This is a genomic window from Sphingomonas beigongshangi (assembly GCF_016820445.1).
GTDB lineage: Bacteria > Pseudomonadota > Alphaproteobacteria > Sphingomonadales > Sphingomonadaceae > Sphingomonas > Sphingomonas beigongshangi.
Window position 1 is genome coordinate 345545 of record NZ_JADHDT010000002.1, and the last position, 21085, is coordinate 366629.

Genomic DNA, 21085 nt, shown 5'->3' on the forward strand with positions numbered 1-21085 from the left:
GATGACAACGGCGGGAACGCTGACGCGGGCCGATCTGGCCGAGGCACTGCACAGGCAGATAGGTCTGTCGCGCGCGGATTCGGCCAAGCTGGTCGAGCAGATACTGGTCGAGATGTGCGAAGCGCTGGGGCGAGGGGAGAACGTCAAGATCTCCGGATTCGGCACCTTCGTGCTGCGCGACAAGGGTGAGCGCGTTGGTCGCAATCCGAAGACCGGGGTGGAGGTGCCGATCGCGCCGCGCCGGGTCCTGACCTTCCGCGCCAGCCAGATGATGCGCGACCGCATCGTCAACGCCGGCTGAGGCGGATCGCCTCGGACGTGGCCGGGTCAGACCGAGCCGGATCGGAACAGGCCGGATCGCGGCGGATCGCATCGCAGGGAGGCAAGCCGGAGGTTACCAAGGCGAGCGGCGCATTCCGCACGATCGGCGAGGTGGCGGCGGACACGGGCGTGCCGCATCACATCCTCCGCTATTGGGAAGGGCGGTTTCCCCAGCTGCGGCCGGTAACGCGGGCCGGTAACCGCCGCTACTATCGGCCGGAGGACGTGGCACTCGTCCGCCGTATCGACGCGCTGCTCAACCGCGAAGGCTATACGATGCGCGGCGTGCAGCAATTGCTCGCGAACGAGGGGCGCCGCGCGCGGACGCCCGCCGATACGGTGGAGGCGCTGCGATCGATACGCGACGGACTGGCCGACGCGCTCGACGCGGACGAACCGACGGGCTGACCGCAGAGCACACCGCCGGGCGCAGCAGGTGTTCCGCGCGCGGCGCGGGCCTCACGCATCGGGTTTGCCGCGTCCGTCGCGCGGCGCCAGGCCATCGCGCAGCAGCGACGCCGCCGCATCCGCGACGGCTTCGGCGGTTCGGTCCTCGTCCCAGACGCCGTACCGCAGGCCCAGGAACACGTTCATCCCCATGACCGCCCAGGCGTGGACGTCGTTCACGTCGCCGCGTACCTCCCCCCGCGTCGCCGCCGCGCGCAACCGCTGCGCGATCCGCTCCGCGGTCGTCGCATAATGGTCGCGGAAGCTGGCGGGATCTACGAACTCGGATTCGTCGATGATCCGATAGATCTCCTTGTGGGCGCGAACGAAGCGGATGAACTGCACCAGGCCCGCCCGCTCCGCCGCGAGCCCGTCCGGCGCGGCCCGGACCATTGGTGCGACATGATCGCGCACCTGGTCCGACATGTCGCGCACCAGCGCGCGGAACACCGCATCCTTCGAATCGAAATACGTGTAGAAAGTGCCCAGCGCGACGCCGGCGCGCCGCGTGATCGCGCTGATCGACGCATCGTGAAAGCCGCGTTCCCCGAACTCCACCGCCGCCGCATCGAGCAGTGTGCGTAGCGTCCGCCGGCCGCGATCGGTGCGCGGCGTCTTGTCGGTCGGCGCGCCGATCGCTTCCCCGCCCTGCTGCGTCATCGCATCCCCTCCACCCCTACGAACCCATGCACTCATCATAAGTTGAAACATGGTTCAGGTTTCAGTATAGTGCTCCTGCAACGGCGTACAACCCGGATCAACCGGGCGCGACGAGGGTCGCGGCGCCGACAGGAGGGGATAGGCTATGAAGGCGCTTCGTACGTCCACGACACTCATGCTGGGCGCTGGGCTCGCGGCGTTGGCCGTCTCGCCGGCGCTGGCGCAGGTCGCTCCTGCGGATTCCGCACAGGACGTTCGACAGGGCGCCGCCGCCGCCGAAACGGAGCCGGCCACCGCTGCCGATTCGGCGCAGGACAATGGCGATATCGTGGTCACCGCGCGCCGCCGCGCGGAAACGCTGCTGTCGGTGCCGATCGCCGTCACCGCCTTCACCGCGGACAAACTGGCCAAGACCGGCGCGATCGACCTTACCGACATTCAGAACACGACACCCAACACCACGCTGAAGGTCGCGCGGGGCTCCAACTCGACGCTCGCCGCGTTCATCCGCGGCGTCGGGCAGCAGGATCCGGTGCCGGGCTTCGAAGCGGGCATCGGCATCTATCTGGACGACGTCTATCTCAACCGGCCGCAGGCCGCGGTGCTCGACATCTACGACGTCGATCGCATCGAAGTGCTGCGCGGGCCACAGGGGACGCTCTACGGCCGCAACACGATCGGCGGCGCGGTAAAATATGTCACCAAGCGGCTGCCCGATACGCCCGAGGTGCGCGTCAAGGGAAGCTATGGCAGCTACAACCAGGCGGACGCGGTGGTCGCGCTGTCGACGCCGATCGGCGACATGCTCAAGGTCGGCGTGGCCGGCGCACGGCTCAGCCGCGACGGCTTCGGGCGCAATACGAACCTCAACATCGACAATTACAACAAGGACATCTGGGCTGCGCGCGGCACGGTCGAGTTCGAAAGCCCGGACACGCGCCTGTTCGTGCGGATCACCGGCGACTACACGCATGACAAGAGCAATCCGCGCAACGGCCACCGCCTGATCCCCGGGCTGTTTTCGGGCACGCCGGTGCTGTCGAACGTCTTCGACACGCAGGCCGGACTCAACACGCCGCGCCAGAACATCGAGGCGGGCGGCCTGTCGATGAGCGTCAACGCCAAGCTGACCGACCAGCTGACGCTGCGCAGCATCAGCGCCTATCGTGCCGACACGTCCTATACGCCGATCGATTTCGACGCCTTGCCCGCGGTCGATGTCGATGTGCCCGCGGTCTATCGCAACGAGCAGACCAGTCAGGAATTCCAGCTTCTCTACAGTTCCGACAAGCTGAACGGCCTGGTGGGCTATTATTACCTGGGCGCCAAGGCCTCGACGGTGTTCGACGTCCTGCTGTTCCAGCAAGGCGCGCTGCTCGGCCTGCCGACGCTTAACGCCAATACGGCGGGCGACGTCCGCACCGAGACATCCTCGGTCTATGGCGACTTCACCTATGATTTCACGCCGCAGATCAGCCTGTCGCTGGGCGGCCGCTATACCTGGGACGAACGCCAGGCCTTCGTCTTCAAGGCGAACAAGATCGGCGGCCTTTCGAGCGATTTCGGCGGCAATGCGGTCGTGCTCGGCGCGCCGCTGACCAACTTCCGCGGCAAGGCGAATTTCAAGCGCTTCACGCCGCGCGCCTCGCTGAACTTCAAGCCGAGCGAGGATCACCTGCTCTACATTTCCTATTCGGAAGGCTTCAAGGGCGGCGGCTTCGATCCCCGCGGCTCGGGGGCGTCGGCGCCGATCAGCAATCCGGCGGCCGGGCGCACGTACCAGGATATCTATAACTATCTGCTGTTCCGCCCCGAGTCGGTGACGAGCTACGAGATCGGCTGGAAGGGCGCGGCCTTCGACCGGCGACTGACCTGGGCGCTCGACGGCTTCTACGCCGATTATACCGACGTGCAGGTGCCCGGATCGGCGGCGTCGGTGGTGAACGGCATCACCACCTTCGTCGGCATCACCACCAATGCGGCGAAAGCGCGGATAAAGGGCATCGAGCTGGAGACGAACGCCGTGCTGGCGCGCGACTTCGCCGGTGCGGGATCGTCGTTCAACCTTGCCGGAACGATGGGCTATCTCGACGCGCGCTATCGCCGCTTCATCGGCCCGACCGGCGTCGACATCGCGAATGTCCGCGTCTTCCAGAACACGCCCAAGTGGACCGCATCGGGCACGGCGTCGGGAACGGTTCCAGTCGGTGACGGCCTGTTCACCGCCAATACCACGATTTCCTATCGCAGCCTGACCCACCAGTTCGAAACCGCGAGCCCCTTCCTCGATCAGCCTGGCTATACCCTGTGGGATGCCGGCCTGACCTATGCCTTCGGCGCGGAGCGGCGCTATTCGATCGGCGTCTATGGTCGCAACCTGACGGACAAACGGTACAAGACGAGCGGCTATCAGTATATCAAGACCGACATCGCCGGCACGCCGCTCAACGCCGCCAACCAGCCGATCACCAACGGCACGGGCTATGTCCCGACCCTGGGGCGCGAGGGGATCGCCACGGCCTTCTACGGCACCCCGCGCCAGATCTTCGGCACCTTCACCGCGCGCTTCTGATGTCGCGCCTCGCGGCGATCCGATGCCCTCACCCTTTCCACCGCCTCGCGCAGTGACGAAAGGGTGAGGATGATCGAGAAGAGGGTATCATGACCGGCACGACCACCCGTCCCCGCTACCCGATGCTCGTGCTGGCGATGCTCTTGCTCATCTACACATTCAATTTCCTCGACAGGCAGATCCTCGGGATCCTGGCGCAGCCGATCAAGGCCGATCTGAAGCTGAGCGATACCCAGCTCGGTGCGCTCGGCGGCATCGCCTTCGCCTTGCTCTATTCGACGCTCGCCATTCCGCTGGCGCTCGTCGCGGACCGGACCAGCCGAAGCTGGGTCGTCACGGGCAGCCTGGCGGTGTGGAGCGGCTTCACCGCGCTGTGCGGTCTTGCGACGGGCTTCTGGCAATTGTTCGCCTTTCGCCTCGGCGTCGGCGTCGGGGAAGCGGGGGGCGTCGCGCCCTCCTATGCGATGATCGCCGACTATTTTCCGCCCGAGCGCCGCGCGCGGGCGCTGGCGATCTACTCGCTCGGGATCCCGATCGGCCTCGCGGGCGGCGCCCTGCTGGGCGGCGTGATCGCCAGCCTCGTCGACTGGCGCTGGGCGTTCATCGTCGTCGGGCTGGCGGGCGTGGTGCTTGCTCCCGTCTTTCGGCTCGTCGTCAAGGATCCGCCGCGCCCCGCGAGCGCGGCGGGCGAGCATGTCCGCGTCGTGGCGGTGTTCCGACTGCTCGCGGGCAAGCGGAGCTTCTGGCTGATGGCCTTCGCCGCCGCATTCAGCTCCATGTGCGGCTATGGCCTGGCGTTCTGGATCCCCTCGGTGCTGATCCGCAGCTTCGGGTTCACGCTGCTGGGGACGTCGCACTATGTCGCGTCCCTGCTGCTCGTCGGCGGCACGATCGGCGTCTTCGGCGGAGGGTGGTTGGCAGACCGGCTCGGCGCGCGCGATCGCGGCGCCTATGCGAGGCTGCCGGCCATCGCCTGGGTGCTGACGGCGCCCCTGTTCGGCGCGGCGCTCATGAGCCCCTCGCCGGTGCTCGCCTGGTTCCTGTTCGTCGTGCCCAACGGCCTCAACATCCTGTGGCTGGGGCCGGTCACCACGGCGGTCCAGCATCTGGTGCCCGCGCCCATGCGCGCGACCGCCTCGGCAAGCTTCCTGTTCATCAACAATCTGATCGGCCTCGGGCTGGGATCGTGGCTGATGGGACGGCTGTCGGACGCGATGAAGGCGGCCTATGGCGTCGACGCCCTGCGCTTCGCCACCTTCTATGCGCTGGGCTTCTACCTCGTCGCGGCGGCGCTGATGCTGGGGGCGGTCAAGGCGCTGCGCCGCGACTGGGTCGACTAATGTGCGATTCCGCTAAGCTGGATCGGCGCGGTACCGCTTCCACGCACGTGGATCGAACTCTCGAAGGACCGGCCGGGGAGGCGTGAGGCTCCTCCGTTCCGCCCCGGCCGCACAGGCTAAAGGCGGCGTCCGTCAGAAGATTCCCAGGAACTTCTTGCGCTGCGCCTTGGTCGTGCCGCCGTCGCCGCTCTTCGCCGTGGTGCCCGTGCCGACGTCCTCGCGTGGCTTGCCCTTGGTCGTGCGCTGGGCGCGGGCATCCGCGCCGGCAAGCACCGGGCCACAGGCCGCCGCCTTGGCGTCGCCGACGTCGACGAAGGCCAATATGCCCGCCAACGGCGTCGCCGCCACCGCCAGCCCCAGCCCGGCGCCCGCGCGCGCCAACAGCTGCGGACTGATCACCGCGAGCGACGGATGCGCGAACGTGCCGCCGATGCCGACGGGGGACTGGCCGGAGAACAGGCTGAATTGCTTGCCGTCGGCGCGGATCGCCAGGTCGACCGTCTCGTTGCGGAAGCTGAACCCGCCACGCCCGGTAACGACGTTCTTGGTGGTGTCGATCAGGATCGGGTCCGCCGCCGCCACCCCGTCGCGGACCGTAAAGCCGATCAGCCCGCAGTTGATCCGCACCGGCTCCTTCAGCTCCTTCTGGAACATCTTCTGGATGAAAACGCCGATGTCGAGCTCGGACAGCTGCGCGTTGCGCGTCCACATCGATCCTGCCGGCAGCACGAAGGCGATACGCCCGCGCGCGCTGGCCAGCGAATCGTGGACCGTGTCGCCACGACCCGCCAGCTGGATGTGGCCCTTGATGACACCCGTCGTGCCCGCTTCGGCCACGCCCCAGCCCGCGAGCAGCCGCCCCAGAGGCGTCGGCGCGAGCCGGATATCGTAGCTGTCCGCCGCCGGTCGGCGGCGCGTGTCGAACACGACATCGGCGGCGACGTTGCCGCGCGCCATCGCGAACGCCATCGGCGACAGCGCCAGGCGCCCGTCCTTGAGCGCCAGCGTCAGGTCGACGTCGCTGATCGGCACGCGCCGCGACCGGACGGCACGGATCGTCCATTTCAGGTCGGCGTCGAACCGCCGCATCGTCGCCACCGGCAGCGCCGCATCGGGCAGGAGCCGCTGCGGCGCGGCGCCGGTCGCGGCGGCGGCGGCCTCCGCGCCCCGCGTCGCGACGATGTCGGGATTGTAGCCGATGAAGGGTGCGGCATCGACGATGTCGAGCGTCCGCGTCGCCAGCGTCGAATCGAGGTGCAGCCGGTCGCCGTTGGTAACGGTCAGCCTGCCCGCGACGTCGCTGTCGCCGAACGTGCCCGACAGGTGCGTGAAGCGATAGTCGCGCCCCTGCTGCACCAGCTGCGCCTTCAGGCGGTAGGTGCGCGTATGGGGGATCGCGACGCCGATGATCGCGAGCAGATCCGACAGGTCGCGGCCGCGAGCGTGCGTCTGCAGCGGCACGCCCTCGAAGGCGGCGAGGCTGGGCAGCGTCCCGGTCACGTCGACGACGTTGCCGGCCGCCCGCGCATTCAGCTCCAGACGGTTCGCGCCGCGCGCCACCGTCTGGTTCGGCGACAGAAGGCGCGCGTCCATCGTGAAGGGCGTGCCGCGGATCAGGCCATTGCCCGTCAGCCCCACCGCGTCGCCGATCCGCGCATCGGTCGAGCGGATCGGATCGATCCGCATGTCGGCGAGCAGGCGCAGCCGCGGGTCGCGATAGCGTACGGTCGTGCCGACGACGGTCGCGCGGTCGATGACCGGAAAGGCCAGCGGCTTGCCGCCCTTCTTGTCGCTGAACGTCCAGGTGTTGGTGGCATGGTCGGGCAGCCACTCGAGGTCCACCGCGCCGTTGGTCAGGTCCAGCCAGTAGAAGCGCCGGCGACCGAACAGCAGCGATAGCGGCGCGATCCGCGAATCGAGGTCGTCGGCGCGGAACAGATAGGGTCGGCTGGCCCAGTCCGGATTGCGGATGCTGAAACCTTGCGCCGCGAACTTGATCTCCAGCGGCGCGAAATAGAGCTGGAAGTCGCCCGACACCCGCACCTCGCGATGCGTCAGTTTGCCGACGAGCGTCTCGAACGGATGCTTCAGGAACCGGCCCTTGGTCAGGAACAGGATCAGCCACAAGGCGAAGACCAGGCCGACGATGGCCAGGGCGACGTCGCGGGCGATGCGCCACCCGCGGGCGCGGCGCGGCGGCGTGTCGGCGGGCGCCGCGGCGGGAAGAGGCTGGTCCATCGCAACGCATCCAAGCGTCTGCGCGTCGTTCCGGTTCCGCATCGGTTGCTTTTGCCGTGCGACGCGTCTAAGGGGCCCAGCTTCCCGAGCGTTGCGTGGACGAACGGCCCGGCCATCAAGGGCTGCCGCGGCTGTTCAAGCGACGCTCTCATGCGAAAGGACCAAAATGCCCAAGCTCAAGACCAAGAGCGGCGTCAAGAAGCGCTTCAAGCTCACCGCCACCGGCAAGCTGAAGCACGGCGTCGCCGGCAAGCGCCACCGCCTGATCAGCCACAACGGCAAGTACATCCGCCAGAACCGCGGCACCACGGTGCTGTCGAAGGCCGACACCGCGACGGTGAAGGCCTGGGCGCCGTACGGCCTGAACTGAGGAGCTGAACAATGGCACGAGTGAAGCGCGGCACGACGACCAAGGCCAAGCACAAGAGGATTTTGGATCAGGCGAAGGGCTATTACGGCCGTCGCAAGAACACCATCCGCATCGCCCGTCAGGCGGTGGAGAAGGCCGGCCAGTACGCCTATCGCGACCGCAAGGTGAAGAAGCGCACGTTCCGCGGCCTGTGGATCCAGCGCATCAACGCCGGCGTCCGGGCCGAAGGCCTGACCTATTCGCAGTTCATGCACGGGCTGAAGCTGGCGGGCATCGAGCTGGACCGGAAGGTCCTGGCCGACATCGCCATGCACGAGGGTGAGGCGTTCAGCGCCATCATCGCGCAGGCGAAGGCGGCGCTGCCGCAGGAGCAGGCGGCCTAACCGCTCCCTCGCGACGCGACCGATCAGCGGGCGCCGGTGGCAACACCGGCGCCCGTTTTGGTTTGGCGGCGCGTCAAGGTGGCCAGCTGTACGCCCCCTCGTCATCCCGGCGCATGCCGGGAGCCATGGACCCGACTCGGTCAAAGGCAGCACGCAAATGTCGGCCAACCGTTTCCATGGGTCCCGGCGTATGCCGGGATGACGATTGAGGGAACAGGATGATGGTCCGTATCGACTTCTGTCCCTGCGTCTACCTTGTCGCCAGCCGCCGCCATGGGACGCTGTACATCGGCGTGACCTCGAACCTCATCCAACGCATCCATCAGCATCGAGAAGACTTGATCCCGGGCTTCACTCGCCGATACGGCGTCAAGCGCCTCGTCTGGTACGAGGTCCACGACACGATGGAGGCCGCGATCGCACGCGAGAAGCGGCTGAAGGAATGGCGGCGGGCGTGGAAGATCGACCTGATCGAAGCGCACAACGAGCATTGGGACGATCTCGCGATCGGGTTGGGCCTTCCGCCTTTGCCTGATAGCCCCCGTCCGGGAGTGATGAAGTGACCGATACCGACGACCTCAGCCATATCAGGTCCTACCTGCCGCAGATTGCGGAAGCGTCCAGCCTGGAGCTTCTCGAATCCCTGCGCATCGACGCCCTGGGAAAGAACGGAAGCGTCACCCAGCTGCTCAAGACGCTCGGCAAGATGAGCCCCGAGGAGCGTCAGCTACAGGGTCCCCGCATCCACGCCCTGCGCGAATCGGTCGGCGACGCGATCGCGGCGCGCAAGGCGGCGCTGGAGAAGGCGGCGCTCGATGCGCGCCTCGCCGCCGAGACGCTCGACATGACGCTACCCGCCGACGCGCCGCTCGCCGGGACCGTCCATCCGGTCAGCCAGGTGATGGACGAACTGGCGGAGATCTTCGCCGACCTCGGTTTCGCCGTCGCCCAGGGGCCGGAGATCGAGACCGACTGGCATAATTTCTCCGCGCTCAACATTCCGGAGACGCATCCGGCGCGTGCGATGCACGACACCTTCTACCTGACCCAGGGACAGGAGGCGAAGGCGGCCGGGACGTTCGACGAGCGTGCCACCTTCTCGCTGCTGCGCACGCATACCTCGCCGGTGCAGATCCGCACGATGCTGGAGCAGAAGCCGCCGATCCGCATCATCGCGCCGGGCCGCACCTACCGGTCCGACTCGGATGCGACGCACACGCCGATGTTCCACCAGGTCGAGGGGCTGGTGATCGACAAGGGCATCACGCTCGGCCACCTCAAATGGACGCTGGAGACCTTCCTGAAGGCGTTCTTCGAGCGCGACGATATCGTGCTGCGCCTGCGCCCCAGCTATTTTCCCTTCACCGAACCGTCGGCGGAGGTCGATGTCGGCTATACGATCGAGAAGGGCAAGCGCGTCATCGGCGGCCACCCCGGACGAGAGGGGGGCGGCGGCTGGATGGAGGTGCTCGGCAGCGGCATGGTCCACCCCAAGGTCATCGCCGCCTGCGGCCTCGACCCCGACGAATGGCAGGGCTTCGCCTTCGGCTGCGGCATCGACCGGCTCGCCATGCTCAAATACGGCATGGACGACCTTCGCCCCTTCTTCGACGGCGATATCCGCTGGCTGAAGCATTATGGCTTCGCCGCGCTGGACGTGCCGACGCTGTCGGGCGGCGTCGGCGTCGCGGCCTGACACGAACACCCATCCCCTCCGTCATCCCGGCAATAGCCGGGACCCACGGACACGGCGCGGGGGGTGAGGACACGGGGCGGCTACCATCAGCCGCCCGCACCCATGGGTCCCGGCGTTCGCCGGGATGACGAAGGTACCGGACATGAAGTTCACCCTTTCCTGGCTCAAGGATCACCTGACCACCGACGCGAGCCTCGAGGAGATCCTCGACGGCCTGACCCGCATCGGGCTGGAGGTCGAGGGCGTCGACAATCCCGGCGCGGCGCTGGCGAGCTTCCGTGTCGCGCGCATCCTGTCGGCCGAGCGCCATCCGCAGGCGGACAAGCTCCAGGTCCTCTCCGTCGACGCGGGTGACGGCCCCATGCAGGTCGTCTGCGGCGCCCCGAATGCGCGTGCCGGTCTGGTCGGGGTATTCGGCGCGCCCGGTGCCTATGTCCCCGGACTCGACGTGACGCTCAAGGTCGCGGCGATTCGCGGCGTCGAATCGAACGGCATGATGTGCTCCGCCCGCGAGCTCCAGGTGGGCGAGGGGCATGACGGCATCATCGAGCTGCCGGGCGATGCGCCGGTCGGCACGCCCTTCCCCGACTATGCGGGGTTGAACGATCCCGTCATCGACGTGTCGATCACCCCCAATCGCCAGGATTGCATGGGCGTCCACGGCATCGCGCGGGACCTCGCCGCCACCGGGCTCGGGACGCTCGTGCCCCCGACCGTCCCGTCCGTCCCCGGCGAAGGCCCCGGCCCCGACATACGCATCGAGGATGCTGCCGGCTGTCCCGCCTTCTACGCGCAGGAGGTTCGCGGCCTTGCCAACGGCGAGTCGCCGGAATGGATGCGTCGCCGGCTGACCGCGATCGGACAGAAGCCGATCTCGACACTGGTCGACATCACCAATTACCTGACCGTCGACCTCGGCCGCCCCTTGCACGTCTACGACCGGGCGAAGCTGTCGGGCGGCCTCGTCGCGCGCCATGCCCGCGCCGGCGAAACCGTCGAGGCGCTGAACGGCAAGACCTACGCGCTCAGCGAGGGGATGACCGTCATCGCCGACGATGTCGCGGTGCACGATATCGGCGGCATCATGGGCGGTGCGCATTCGGGCGTGTCGGAGGGGACGACCGACGTAATCATCGAATGCGCCTATTTCGCGCCCGACGCGATCGCGCGCACCGGTCAGGCGCTGGCGCTGACCAGCGACGCGCGGCAGCGGTTCGAGCGTGGCGTCGATCCCGCGTTCCTCGACGATGGCCTCGCCATCGCGACCTTCCTCGTGCTCGAATATTGCGGCGGCACCGCCAGCGCCGTGACGCGGGCCGGCCAGCCGCCGCTGGCGATGCGCAGCTACGCCTATGATCCCGATCTGGCGGAGACGCTGGGCGGCCTCGGCATCCCTGCGGAGCGTCAGCGCGCCATCCTCGCGTCGCTCGGCTTCACCGTAACCACCGACTGGCAGGTGACGCCGCCGACCTGGCGCCGCGATATCGACGGCCCCGCCGACCTGGTCGAGGAGGTGATCCGGATCGAGGGGATCGACAAGGTCGCGCCGGTCCCGCTGCCGCGCGTTCCCGGCGTGGCGAAGCCGACCGCCACCCCGCAGCAGAAGCTGGAACGCCGCGTCCGCCGCGCTGCCGCCGCGCGCGGCCTCGACGAGGCGGTGACGTGGAGCTTCGTTTCCGAAGCCGAGGCCGCACCCTTCGGCGGCGGCGCCTTCACCCTGGCCAATCCGATCAGCGAGGACCTCAAGGTCATGCGGCCCTCGCTGCTGCCGGGCCTGCTTTCGGCGACCCGCCGCAATGTCGCGCGCGGCGCCGCGCAGGTGCGCCTGTTCGAGGTCGGCCGCCGCTATCTCGCGGACGGCGAGCATCCCACGCTCGGCGTCGTGCTTGCCGGCAACGCGCGCGAACGCGGCTGGAAGGCGGGAAAGGCGGCGGTCTTCGACGCCTATGACGCCAAGGCGGAGGCGGTCGCGCTGCTCGCCGCCGCCGGCGCGCCGGTCGACAATCTGCAGGTCATGGGCGAGGCCGGCGATGCCTGGCACCCCGGGCAGTCGGGAACGTTGCGCCTTGGCCCGAAGACGATCCTCGCGCGCTTCGGCATGCTGCACCCGGCGCTGCTCAAGGCGTTCGACCTGGATGGCTCGGTCGCCGCGGTCGAACTCTACCTCGATGCCTTGCCTGCGAAGCGCGGCGGCGGCGGTTTCATGCGGCCCGCCTTTGCGCCGCCCGCGTTGCAGGCGGTGCGCCGAGACTTCGCCTTCCTCGTCCCCGCGTCGCTCTCGGCGGATGCGCTGGTGCGCAGCGTCCGGGGTGCGGACAAGGCAGCGATCACCGGCGCGCGCGTCTTCGACGTCTTCACCGGCACCGGTGTCGAACCGGGCATGAAGTCCGTGGCGGTCGAGGTGGTGCTGCAACCGACCGACAAGAGCTTCACCGACGAGGCCTTGAAGGCCATCGGCGACAAGATCGTCGCCGCGGCCGCCAAACAGGGCGCGATGCTGCGCGCCTAGATCCTCCTCGCTGGGCGGGGAGGGGGACCGTTCGGCGCAGCCGAATGATGTAGGGGCAGCCACGGGCGCTGGCTCTGCTTGGCTGCCCCTCCACCGCCTCCTCTGCGAAGGCAGGGGAGGATTTTGGCCGGCACATGCGTTACACGCCGCATCATGACCGACCGCCAGATGATCCGCATCCGCTCGCACCAGCTCACCGCCGCGATCAACCCCTTCGGCGCGGAACTCTCGCACCTCGAGGACGGCGAGGGGCGCGAGCTGATGACCAACGCCGATCCCGCCTTCTGGACTGGCCGCGCGCCGATCCTGTTCCCGGTGATCGGCGTCACCAACGGCCTGCAGATCCGGCTGGACGGCACGACCTATCCGATGCCCAAGCACGGCTTCGCGCGCCACTCGCTATTCGACGTTGCGGAACTATCCGACAGTCGCGCGGTCTTCGCGCTCGAGGATAGCGAGCAGACGCGCGCCGCCTATCCCTTCGGCTTCCGGCTCGAAATCGCCTTCTCGGTTGAGAATACGACGCTGTCGGTCGAGGCGCGGATCACCAACCGCAACGCAGGACCGATGCCGGCCAGCTTCGGCTTCCACCCCGCGTTCGCCTGGCCGCTGCCGTATGGCCGGGGCCGCGCCGATCATCGCATCGTCTTCGAACGCGAAGAGCCCGATCCGCTGCGCGAGATCGCGCCGGATGGCCTGATCGCGGCTGCCACGCGGCCTTCGCCACTCGAAGGTCGTACGCTCGTCCTGCGCGACGACCTGTTTACCGACGATGCGCTCGTCTGGGATCATATCCGCTCGCAGCGCGTGACCTACGGCGCGAGCGATGGCCCGCAGCTCGACATCGCCTTCCCCGACACGCCGAAACTCGGCATCTGGACCAAGCCGGGCGCCGCCTATGTCTGCGTCGAGCCCTGGCACGGCATCGCCGATCCGGAGGGTTTCACCGGCGACTTCCGCGACAAGCCCGGCGTCTTCGAGATTGCGCCGGGCGACACGAAGAGTATCCGCATGCGTGTGACGCTGACCGCATAAGCGCGGGGCTGGTCGCGCAACGCGGCAATTCCCATTTTCGTCATTCCCGCGTAGGCGGGACTCCATCGACGCAACCCCAGCGACTCCTGCCCGAACGCCTGAGTATCTGGATCCCCGCCCGCGCGGGGATGACGCCTTCTGACCGGACCCAGTGATGACATCCCCCCGCCGCACCTTCGCGATCATTTCCCACCCCGATGCGGGCAAGACGACGCTGACCGAGAAACTGCTCTATTTCGGCGGCGCCATCCATCTCGCCGGCGAGGTCAAGGCGCGGGGTGCGAACCGGCGCGCGCGATCGGACTGGATGAAGATCGAACAGCAGCGCGGAATCTCCGTCACCTCGTCGGTGATGACGTTCGAGCATGACGGCATCACCTTCAACCTGCTCGACACGCCGGGGCACGAGGATTTCTCGGAGGATACCTATCGCACGCTGACCGCGGTCGATTCGGCGATCATGGTGATCGACGCCGCCAAGGGCATCGAGCCGCAGACGCGCAAATTGTTCGAGGTCTGCCGGCTGCGATCGGTGCCGATCATCACCTTCGTCAACAAGGTCGACCGCGAGGGACGGCCGGTCTTCGAGCTGCTCGACGAGATCGCCGACATGCTGGCGCTCGACGTATCTCCCATGACCTGGCCGGTCGGCATGGGCGGCACGTTCCAGGGCATCCTCGACCTCGCCACGAAGCGGATCACCCGTCCCGAAGGCGACAGCCGCACGTTCCAGGGCAAGGTCGAAGAGGACCCCGCGCTTCCCGACGATATCGCGGAGGAGATCGAACTGGCGCAGATCGGCTATCCTGCCTTCGACGCCGCCGCCTATCGCCATGGCGACCTGACCCCGGTCTTCTTCGGTTCGGCACTCAAGGATTTCGGGCCCGCCGAACTGATCGCCGCACTCGCCGAACATGCCCCGCCGCCACGCGCGCAGCCCGCCGAGCCCGCGCCGGTCAGCCCCGAGAATGGCGAAGTGACGGGGTTCGTCTTCAAGGTCCAGGCGAACATGGACCCCAATCATCGCGACCGCATCGCGTTCATGCGGCTGTGCTCGGGAACCTTCAAGCGCGGCATGAAGCTGACGCCGACGGGCCATGGCAAGCCGATCGCGGTCCATTCGCCGATCCTGTTCTTCGCGCAGAACCGGGAAGTGGCGGACGAAGCCTTTCCGGGCGACATCATCGGCATTCCCAATCACGGCACGTTGCGGGTGGGGGACACGCTCAGCGAGAAGGCGGACGTACGCTTCACCGGCTTGCCCAATTTCGCGCCCGAGATCCTGCGCCGCGTCGCGCTCAAGGATCCGACCAAGACCAAGCAGCTGCGCAAGGCCTTGGACGACATGGCCGAAGAGGGCGTCACCCAGGTCTTCTATCCGGAGATCGGCAGCAACTGGATCATCGGCGTCGTCGGGCAGTTGCAGCTCGACGTGCTGCTGAGCCGGCTGGAGGCGGAGTATAAGGTGGCGGCCGGGCTGGAGCCCGCGCCCTATGACACCGCACGCTGGATCGCGGCGGACGATCCGGCCGACCTCAAGGCGTTCATGGATCTCAACCGCTCGGCCATGGCCAAGGATCGCGACGGCAACCCCGTCTTTCTCGCCAAGAGCGCGTGGGAGGTCGGCTATGTCGCCGACCGTTATCCCAAGGTGCGCTTCCTCGCGACGCGCGAGCGATAGGGCGTCGATCGGCCGTTTTGGCGTCGCGCGCGCGTCGCGCCGATCAATGGTCGTGATGCGTCGCGCGCAATGCCTCCAGCACGTCGTCGGTGCGCGCGGGATCGCCGATGGCGAGCACATGGCCGTCGCTCGACGCGGTCAGCGGCTCTCCGTTCCAGTCGCACATCCGCCCGCCGGCGCCCTCGACCACCGGCACCAGCGCGGCGAAATCGTAGAGCTGCAGGCCGCTTTCCGCGACGATGTCCAGATGGCCGCTGGCGAGCAGCCCGTAATTGTAACAGTCGCCGCCATAAACGGGACCCTGTCGCGCGCGGCCGCCCGAAGCGGCGGCGACGAGCGCCATGTAATGCGGCACGTCGCCATCGGCGAAGAGGTGCGGGCTGGTCGTGGCGACGATCGCGCCCTCCAGCTGCGCGCACGGACGGGTACGCGCGGCCTGACCGTTGAACAGGGTCGGCCGGCCTGCGACGCCGACCCAGCGTTCGCGCTGCACCGGCTGGTCGATGATGCCGAGCACGGGCCATCCGTCCTCGACCAGGGCGATCAACGTGCCGAAGATCGCACGACCGACAGTGAAGCTGCGCGTGCCGTCGATCGGATCGAGCACCCACTGTCGCCCGGTGACGCCCGGCTTGTCGCCATATTCCTCGCCGACGATGCCGTCGCCCGGGGCCTCCGCGTCGAGCAAACGCCGCATCGCGGCCTCGGCTTCGCGGTCGGCACGGGTGACGGGGCTGTGATCGGCCTTGGTCTCGCCACCGAAGTCACGGCGGAAATACGGGCGGATGACCGCGCCGGCGGCATCCGCGAGGCGCTGGGCAAGGGCAAGATCGGCGGAAGATACCGGCATCCGACCGTGCCTATCGCGCCCAGCCGGATCGCGCTAGGCTGCGCGTCGTCAAAGGAAAGGATCGTGTCCATGCGCCTGTTTTCTGCCGCCTTGGCGATTGCGCTGGTCGCCGCCCCGGCCACCGCTGCGCTGACCGTCGGCGCCGCCGCACCCGATTTCACGACGCGTGGCGCCATGGCCGGCAAGGTCATTCCCGTCCATCTCGCCGAAGCGCTGAAGAAGGGCCCGGTGGTCCTCTATTTCTTCCCGGCGGCGTTCACCGGCGGCTGCAACGCCGAAGCGCACGCTTTTGCCGAGGCCATTCCCGCCTTCAAGAAGGCTGGGGCGATGGTGATCGGCATGTCGGCGGACGATGTGCCGACGCTGCAGCGCTTCTCGAGCGAGAAATGTGCGGGTCAGTTCGCGGTGGCGAGCGCCGGGCCGAAGGTGGTGCAGGGGTATGACGTGGCGCTCAAGAACGGCCCGGCCGGCCGCGCCCTGACGTCGCGGACGAGCTATGTCATCGGTCAGGATGGCCGGGTCGCTTTCGTTCATGACGACCTCGATCCGTCGCGTCACGTCGCGCTGACGCTCGCGGCGGTCGAGAAATTGCGCCGCCCGCGCTGACCGGATTTCACGTGATGATAACCAATGGCGGGTAAGCGCTCTGCCTATCTATCCGGGGGACAGGCATGCGCGGACCCATGACGGCGAGAAAGGGCGGTGAGGGCGACGTGTTCGCCCGCATTGGCGCTTTCCTGTCCGAGCAGGGGCTGAGTCCGGAGCCCTCCCATTACAGTTTCGCCTATTCCATCGTCACCGAACCCGACGGCGTGATCGCCCAGGCCGTGCGACGGCTCACCGACGGCGGATTCCGGCTGCAGCGCGGCGACATCGAGTCGCTGGGCGGCAAGGTTTCGCTGGGCGCATCCGCCGCCGCGGAAGCCGTTCAGACCCGGCAACCGGATATCAGCCACGCGGATGCGCTGGAAGAAAACGCTGCTCGTCTCGTCGCGGAAACCCAGGCCCAGGTCGCCGATTTCACGACGATGATGCAGGCGATGCAGAATGAAACGCGGGGATTCGGCCGCGACCTCGCCGAAAGCGCTGCCGCGATCGCCGCGCCCCAGGTCGGGCATGCGGTAGGACTGGAAGCGATCGCGCGCATCACCGGCACGATGCTCGCCCGGGTTCGCGATGCGGAGGCGCGGCTTGCCTCCGCGACGCGCGAGGCGGAGGCGCTGCGCGCCAAGCTTGACGAGGCGAACGACACCGCACGACGCGATGCGCTGACCGGCCTGCCCAACCGCCGCGCGTTCGAAGAGTCGTTCGTGACCCGGCCCGAGCATGACGGGCCCTATTGCCTGGCCGTCGCGGATATCGATCGGTTCAAGCGGATCAACGACATCCATGGCCATCCGGTCGGCGATCGCGTCCTGTGCGCCGTCGGGCGGTTGCTCGTCGAAGAGTGCGCGGGCCAGCTGGTCGTGCGGCACGGCGGCGAGGAATTCGCGATCCTGTTGCGCGGCATGACGCTGGCGCAGGCGGCGGATCATCTCGACAGCGTCCGTGCGATGATGGCGGCGAAGCGCTTCCGCATACGCGAGAGCGATCAGCCGCTCGGCTCGGTGACGATGTCGATCGGCGTTACCGCGGTGCAGTTCGGCGAAGACAGCGCCGCCGCCTTCGATCGGGCGGACCGCTTGCTCTACACCGCCAAGGCGGAAGGTCGCGACAGGGTATGTGCCGCCTGACAATGGCGTGATTTCCCAGGCAAGGTTGGCGTGATACGCTAAACGTTCGTTCGTTACGATCGAAAAGCCGGCAAAAACAGGGGTTTAGCAAATCTGGCACGCTGGCTGCAAAGCCCAATGCGTCACCGCGGAATGGACCGCGGGCCACATAAAGGGATTGCCACCATGTTCCTCCGTTTCGAAGCCGCCCAGCGCACCGCCGTCTCGATGATCGTCGCCGTCGCCTTTGCCGCACTGGCGGTCAGCGCCGCCGTCCCCGTCCTGCCGATCGCCTGATCGCACCCATGCCTGGGAGAGACACGATGTATCGCAGCCTGTTCATCGCCGTCGCGTCGTTCGCGACCACCGTCCTCGTCATCGCCAGCCAGGGCGGCGTCCACTTCGCTTAACCACCGGGCCTGACGCCCGTCTGGCGACACCGGGCCCGGCATGATGCCGGGCCGGTCCGCCGCCTCAAGCGATCGCCGCCGCGCCTGACGGCCCCACGGGAGCCTCCTCGCCGCGATCGTAGGTACCGATCAGCACCCCCGCCGCCAACACATGCCCCGCCATGGCGGTTACCACCGCGCTGCGGCCAGGCATTTCGCCAGGATCGCCCGCGTCCGCATCCAGCGCGAAGAGCTGGAAGGCATAGCGATGTGCGCCGTGCCCGGTCGGCGGATCGGGTGGCAGCCAGCCCTCCGCGAAATAGCTGTTGCGTCCGACGTCGCGTGCGGCCTCTCCGCCGCCGTCGGCGACGATCGCTCCTTCCGCCAGCCGTCCCGCATCGGCGGGAAGGTGCCAGACGACCGCATGGACGAGCGGCTGTGGCGTCGGGGCGTCGGCATCCTCCACGATCAGCACGAGGCTGGCCGTCCCAGCCGGGACTTCTCCCCAGGTCAGCGGCGGCGATATACCCTCGCCGTCGGCGGTGAACCGCGGCGGCAGGCGTCCGCCGTCGGCGAACGCGGGACTGGAGAGGGTGAGCGCCGGATAGCCGCCGCCCAGTTCGGGCCGTGCGATGACGAGCTTGTCGGCGCCCGCCCGGAGCCCCGACAGCGCCTTGCCCAGCCAATGCGGGATGTGTTCGAGCATCGGTGCCTCAGCCCTGCGGACAATCGCCGGGCCGCCGCATCGCGGTGCTGCCGGCATACCAGAAGCTCGCATCCCGCGCCTTGTCCGCGTCATGCCAGCACGCCTCGCCGCGATTGCCGTCCGGCTGGATGATGAAGGTCCAGTTCTGGTCGCCGCAATCGTGGGCTGTGCAACCGTGCGCGGCGATCCGGCCATCGGGCAGGCGGAAGATGGGCACCGTCACCGAATCGCGCGCCACGATGCGGTGGCGCAAGGCTTCGTCTCCGACGGCGTCGACAAGTGCCTGCGCGACCTCGGTGCGGTCGAAGAACGCGATGCCGGATACCGCATCGGTCGGATATTTGCCGACATAGTCGCCGAGCGGCGGTCGCTGTTCCTGTCCCGGCAACGGCTTTGCCTTTTGCATCGGCGGCGGCACGAAACCCGCTGGCGCGACGGTATTGTTGGCGGCGGCCTTGTCGCGGCTGCCGCAGGCGGCGACCACGAGAAGCAACGGGAGCGCGAGGGCGGGGCGCAGGCGGGTCATGTCGTTGGAACGCAGCAGCCGCTCCGGCGGTTGCCTCGATGATGACCGGCTTCGATCCCGACCGTTTCCTCGCGGCACAGGCCTCGACCTACGCCGCCGCGCTCGGCGAGCTGCGGCGCGGGCGCAAGACCAGCCATTGGATGTGGTTCATCTTCCCGCAGCTCGCGGGGCTGGGGCGGAGCGAGACCGCGCGCTTCTATGCGATTTCGTCGGCAGAAGCGGCGCGCGCCTATCTCACGCATCCGGTGCTGGGACCCAGACTGATCGAGGCGACACGCGCCGCGACAGCCGCCGGGGCTTCGGCCGAAGCCATTTTCGGCGGGATCGATGCGATCAAGCTGCGGTCGTCGATAACCTTGTTCGCAGCCGTGGCGGACGACCCCGCGCCATTTCTGGCGGTACTCACGCGATTCTACGACGGCATGGGCGACCCGGCGACGCTGAACCTGCTGGCGGCGGACGAACCGTCCCGAGCCTGATGGGGAGGGGATGTCCCGGTCGCGATCGTTAGAGGACGAATGCGGGCGATGATCAGAACAAGCGACCGCCGTTCGGGACCGCCAGGCCGGGACCGATCAGCACGACCTTGCCGTCGGCATCGGGAAAGCCCAGCGTCAGCACCTCCGACATGAACGGTCCGATCTGGCGTGGCGGGAAATTGACGACCGCGGCGACCTGCCGGCCGATCAGCGCGTCGGGCGTGTAATGGTCGGTGATCTGGGCGGAGGATTTCCTCACGCCCAATTCCGCACCGAAATCGATGCGCAGCTTGATCGCGGGCTTGCGGGCTTCCGGAAAGGGTTCGGCCGCGACGATCGTGCCGACGCGGATATCGACCCGCTCGAAGTCGGCGAAGGCGATCGGCTCAGAAATCGACATTGTCGTAATGGGCCGGCGGTCCGATCATTTCCATCCGCTCCGACAGCAGCGGGCGGAAGGAGGGGCGGCTCTTCAGCCCGCGATACCAGCGCGCGGTCTGCTCATGCCCCTTCCAGTCGATGCCGCCGAGATAGTCCGCGACCGAGATCTGCGCCGCGGCGGCAAGGTCGGCGAGGCTCAACGTCGCGCCACCGAGCCAGTTGCGATGGTCGAGCAGATAGTCGGTATAGTCGAGATGGCTGACCGCGGCCTTCATCGCCTCGCGCAGCCCCTTGGCATCCGGCGCCGCGCGGTGTGCCAGCCGCTTCACGACGCGTTCGTGGAGCAGCGGCCCGGTCACGTCACGGTAGAAATGCGTGTCGAACCAGGCAACCAGCCGGCGGATCTCGGCGCGGTTGGCGGCGGTGCCGTTTATCGTTGCCGCCTTGTCGACGGTTTCCTCGAAATATTCGCAGATCGCCATCGAATCGATCAGCGGCGCGCCCGGGCGACCGGCATCGACCATGACCGGCGTCTGCCCGGCGGGGTTCATGTCCATGAACTCGTCGCGCCGTTCCCAGGGCGATTCGCGCACGAGCTCGTAGCCGACGCCCTTCTCGCCGAGCAGCAGCCGCACCTTGCGGCTGAAGGGGCATAGGGGGAATTGGTAGAGCTGCCACATGGTTCATGTCCCTTAGGCGATGCGGGCGGGGAAGGTGAAGGGTTTGCTTGCCCCTTTCTTCGTCATCCCGCGCAAGGGGGGGATCTAGAGACGCTGACGTATCGATGGCG

At 67.9% G+C, this 21085-nt stretch carries 21 protein-coding genes; 14 read left to right on the top strand and 7 right to left on the bottom strand.

Annotated features, from left to right (window positions below):
• Position 1: 1 nt before the first annotated feature.
• Both IQ292_RS04905 and IQ292_RS04910 read left to right on the top strand, forming a co-directional pair.
• Positions 2 to 301, top strand: a complete 300-nt coding sequence (locus tag IQ292_RS04905; RefSeq protein ID WP_203309183.1) for an integration host factor subunit alpha — start codon at positions 2 to 4, stop codon at positions 299 to 301.
• Between the two features lie 65 nt (positions 302 to 366).
• Positions 367 to 729: a MerR family transcriptional regulator gene (locus tag IQ292_RS04910; RefSeq protein ID WP_203309365.1), complete on the top strand. Its 363-nt coding sequence runs from the start codon at positions 367 to 369 to the stop codon at positions 727 to 729.
• Between the two features lie 51 nt (positions 730 to 780).
• Here IQ292_RS04910 and IQ292_RS04915 read toward each other — a convergent pair whose 3' ends face one another.
• The gene (locus IQ292_RS04915) at positions 781 to 1428 is read right to left on the bottom strand and encodes a TetR/AcrR family transcriptional regulator (protein ID WP_203309184.1); all 648 of its coding nucleotides are present in this window, start codon (positions 1426 to 1428) and stop codon (positions 781 to 783) included.
• Between the two features lie 145 nt (positions 1429 to 1573).
• On the opposite strand from IQ292_RS04915, the gene IQ292_RS04920 reads away from it, so the two are divergent.
• Both IQ292_RS04920 and IQ292_RS04925 read left to right on the top strand, forming a co-directional pair.
• Positions 1574 to 4000, top strand: coding sequence for a TonB-dependent receptor (locus IQ292_RS04920; protein ID WP_203309185.1), 2427 nt, complete (start codon positions 1574 to 1576; stop codon positions 3998 to 4000).
• Between the two features lie 89 nt (positions 4001 to 4089).
• Positions 4090 to 5340, top strand: a complete 1251-nt coding sequence (locus IQ292_RS04925; protein WP_203309186.1) for a spinster family MFS transporter — start codon at positions 4090 to 4092, stop codon at positions 5338 to 5340.
• A gap of 132 nt (positions 5341 to 5472) precedes the next feature.
• Here IQ292_RS04925 and IQ292_RS04930 read toward each other — a convergent pair whose 3' ends face one another.
• Positions 5473 to 7578, bottom strand: a complete 2106-nt coding sequence (locus IQ292_RS04930; protein ID WP_203309187.1) for an AsmA family protein — start codon at positions 7576 to 7578, stop codon at positions 5473 to 5475.
• A 166-nt stretch (positions 7579 to 7744) separates the two neighbouring features.
• Here IQ292_RS04930 and rpmI point away from each other — a divergent pair, with 166 nt between their 5' ends.
• From rpmI to IQ292_RS04965, 7 genes are all read left to right on the top strand, one after another.
• Positions 7745 to 7948, top strand: coding sequence for a 50S ribosomal protein L35 (gene rpmI / locus IQ292_RS04935; protein ID WP_066489358.1), 204 nt, complete (start codon positions 7745 to 7747; stop codon positions 7946 to 7948).
• Positions 7949 to 7959: 11 nt separating this feature from the next.
• Positions 7960 to 8331 carry a 50S ribosomal protein L20 gene (rplT, locus tag IQ292_RS04940; protein ID WP_203309188.1) on the top strand — a complete coding sequence of 124 codons (372 nt, stop codon included), beginning with the start codon at positions 7960 to 7962 and terminating at the stop codon, positions 8329 to 8331.
• 218 nt (positions 8332 to 8549) lie between these two features.
• Entirely contained in the window at positions 8550 to 8894 is a 345-nt protein-coding gene (locus IQ292_RS04945) for a GIY-YIG nuclease family protein (protein ID WP_420853649.1), read from the top strand.
• Complete coding sequence (gene pheS, locus IQ292_RS04950) at positions 8891 to 10027, top strand: phenylalanine--tRNA ligase subunit alpha (protein ID WP_203309189.1); 1137 nt, start codon at positions 8891 to 8893, stop codon at positions 10025 to 10027. The genes IQ292_RS04945 and pheS overlap by 4 nt, the downstream gene beginning before the upstream one ends.
• 142 nt (positions 10028 to 10169) lie before the next feature.
• Positions 10170 to 12536 (top strand): phenylalanine--tRNA ligase subunit beta, encoded by a 2367-nt coding sequence (pheT, locus tag IQ292_RS04955; RefSeq protein WP_203309190.1) that lies wholly within the window; start codon positions 10170 to 10172, stop codon positions 12534 to 12536.
• 153 nt (positions 12537 to 12689) lie between these two features.
• Positions 12690 to 13571, top strand: a complete 882-nt coding sequence (locus IQ292_RS04960) for an aldose 1-epimerase family protein (RefSeq protein ID WP_203309191.1) — start codon at positions 12690 to 12692, stop codon at positions 13569 to 13571.
• Between the two features lie 154 nt (positions 13572 to 13725).
• Positions 13726 to 15252: a peptide chain release factor 3 gene (locus IQ292_RS04965; RefSeq protein ID WP_203309192.1), complete on the top strand. Its 1527-nt coding sequence runs from the start codon at positions 13726 to 13728 to the stop codon at positions 15250 to 15252.
• A gap of 43 nt (positions 15253 to 15295) precedes the next feature.
• Here the strand turns inward: IQ292_RS04965 and IQ292_RS04970 are convergent, their stop codons facing one another.
• A complete protein-coding gene (locus IQ292_RS04970) occupies positions 15296 to 16102 on the bottom strand; it encodes an inositol monophosphatase family protein (RefSeq protein ID WP_203309193.1) in 807 nt (268 codons plus the stop codon).
• 69 nt (positions 16103 to 16171) lie between these two features.
• On the opposite strand from IQ292_RS04970, the gene IQ292_RS04975 reads away from it, so the two are divergent.
• Positions 16172 to 16708: a peroxiredoxin gene (locus IQ292_RS04975; RefSeq protein WP_203309194.1), complete on the top strand. Its 537-nt coding sequence runs from the start codon at positions 16172 to 16174 to the stop codon at positions 16706 to 16708.
• Between the two features lie 77 nt (positions 16709 to 16785).
• Positions 16786 to 17835, top strand: coding sequence for a GGDEF domain-containing protein (locus IQ292_RS04980; RefSeq protein ID WP_238940797.1), 1050 nt, complete (start codon positions 16786 to 16788; stop codon positions 17833 to 17835).
• A gap of 453 nt (positions 17836 to 18288) precedes the next feature.
• Here IQ292_RS04980 and IQ292_RS04985 read toward each other — a convergent pair whose 3' ends face one another.
• Together IQ292_RS04985 and IQ292_RS04990 are read right to left on the bottom strand one after the other, a co-directional pair.
• Positions 18289 to 18909, bottom strand: coding sequence for a YbhB/YbcL family Raf kinase inhibitor-like protein (locus IQ292_RS04985; RefSeq protein ID WP_203309196.1), 621 nt, complete (start codon positions 18907 to 18909; stop codon positions 18289 to 18291).
• Positions 18910 to 18916: 7 nt separating this feature from the next.
• Positions 18917 to 19435 carry a hypothetical protein gene (locus IQ292_RS04990; RefSeq protein WP_203309197.1) on the bottom strand — a complete coding sequence of 173 codons (519 nt, stop codon included), beginning with the start codon at positions 19433 to 19435 and terminating at the stop codon, positions 18917 to 18919.
• 41 nt (positions 19436 to 19476) lie between these two features.
• On the opposite strand from IQ292_RS04990, the gene IQ292_RS04995 reads away from it, so the two are divergent.
• Positions 19477 to 19914, top strand: a complete 438-nt coding sequence (locus IQ292_RS04995; RefSeq protein WP_203309367.1) for a DUF1810 domain-containing protein — start codon at positions 19477 to 19479, stop codon at positions 19912 to 19914.
• A gap of 52 nt (positions 19915 to 19966) precedes the next feature.
• Here the strand turns inward: IQ292_RS04995 and IQ292_RS05000 are convergent, their stop codons facing one another.
• A complete protein-coding gene (locus tag IQ292_RS05000; protein ID WP_203309198.1) occupies positions 19967 to 20314 on the bottom strand; it encodes a tRNA-binding protein in 348 nt (115 codons plus the stop codon).
• The gene (locus IQ292_RS05005) at positions 20301 to 20975 is read right to left on the bottom strand and encodes a glutathione S-transferase family protein (RefSeq protein WP_203309199.1); all 675 of its coding nucleotides are present in this window, start codon (positions 20973 to 20975) and stop codon (positions 20301 to 20303) included. Before IQ292_RS05005 ends, IQ292_RS05000 begins: the two co-directional genes overlap by 14 nt.
• Positions 20976 to 21085: the final 110 nt, after the last annotated feature.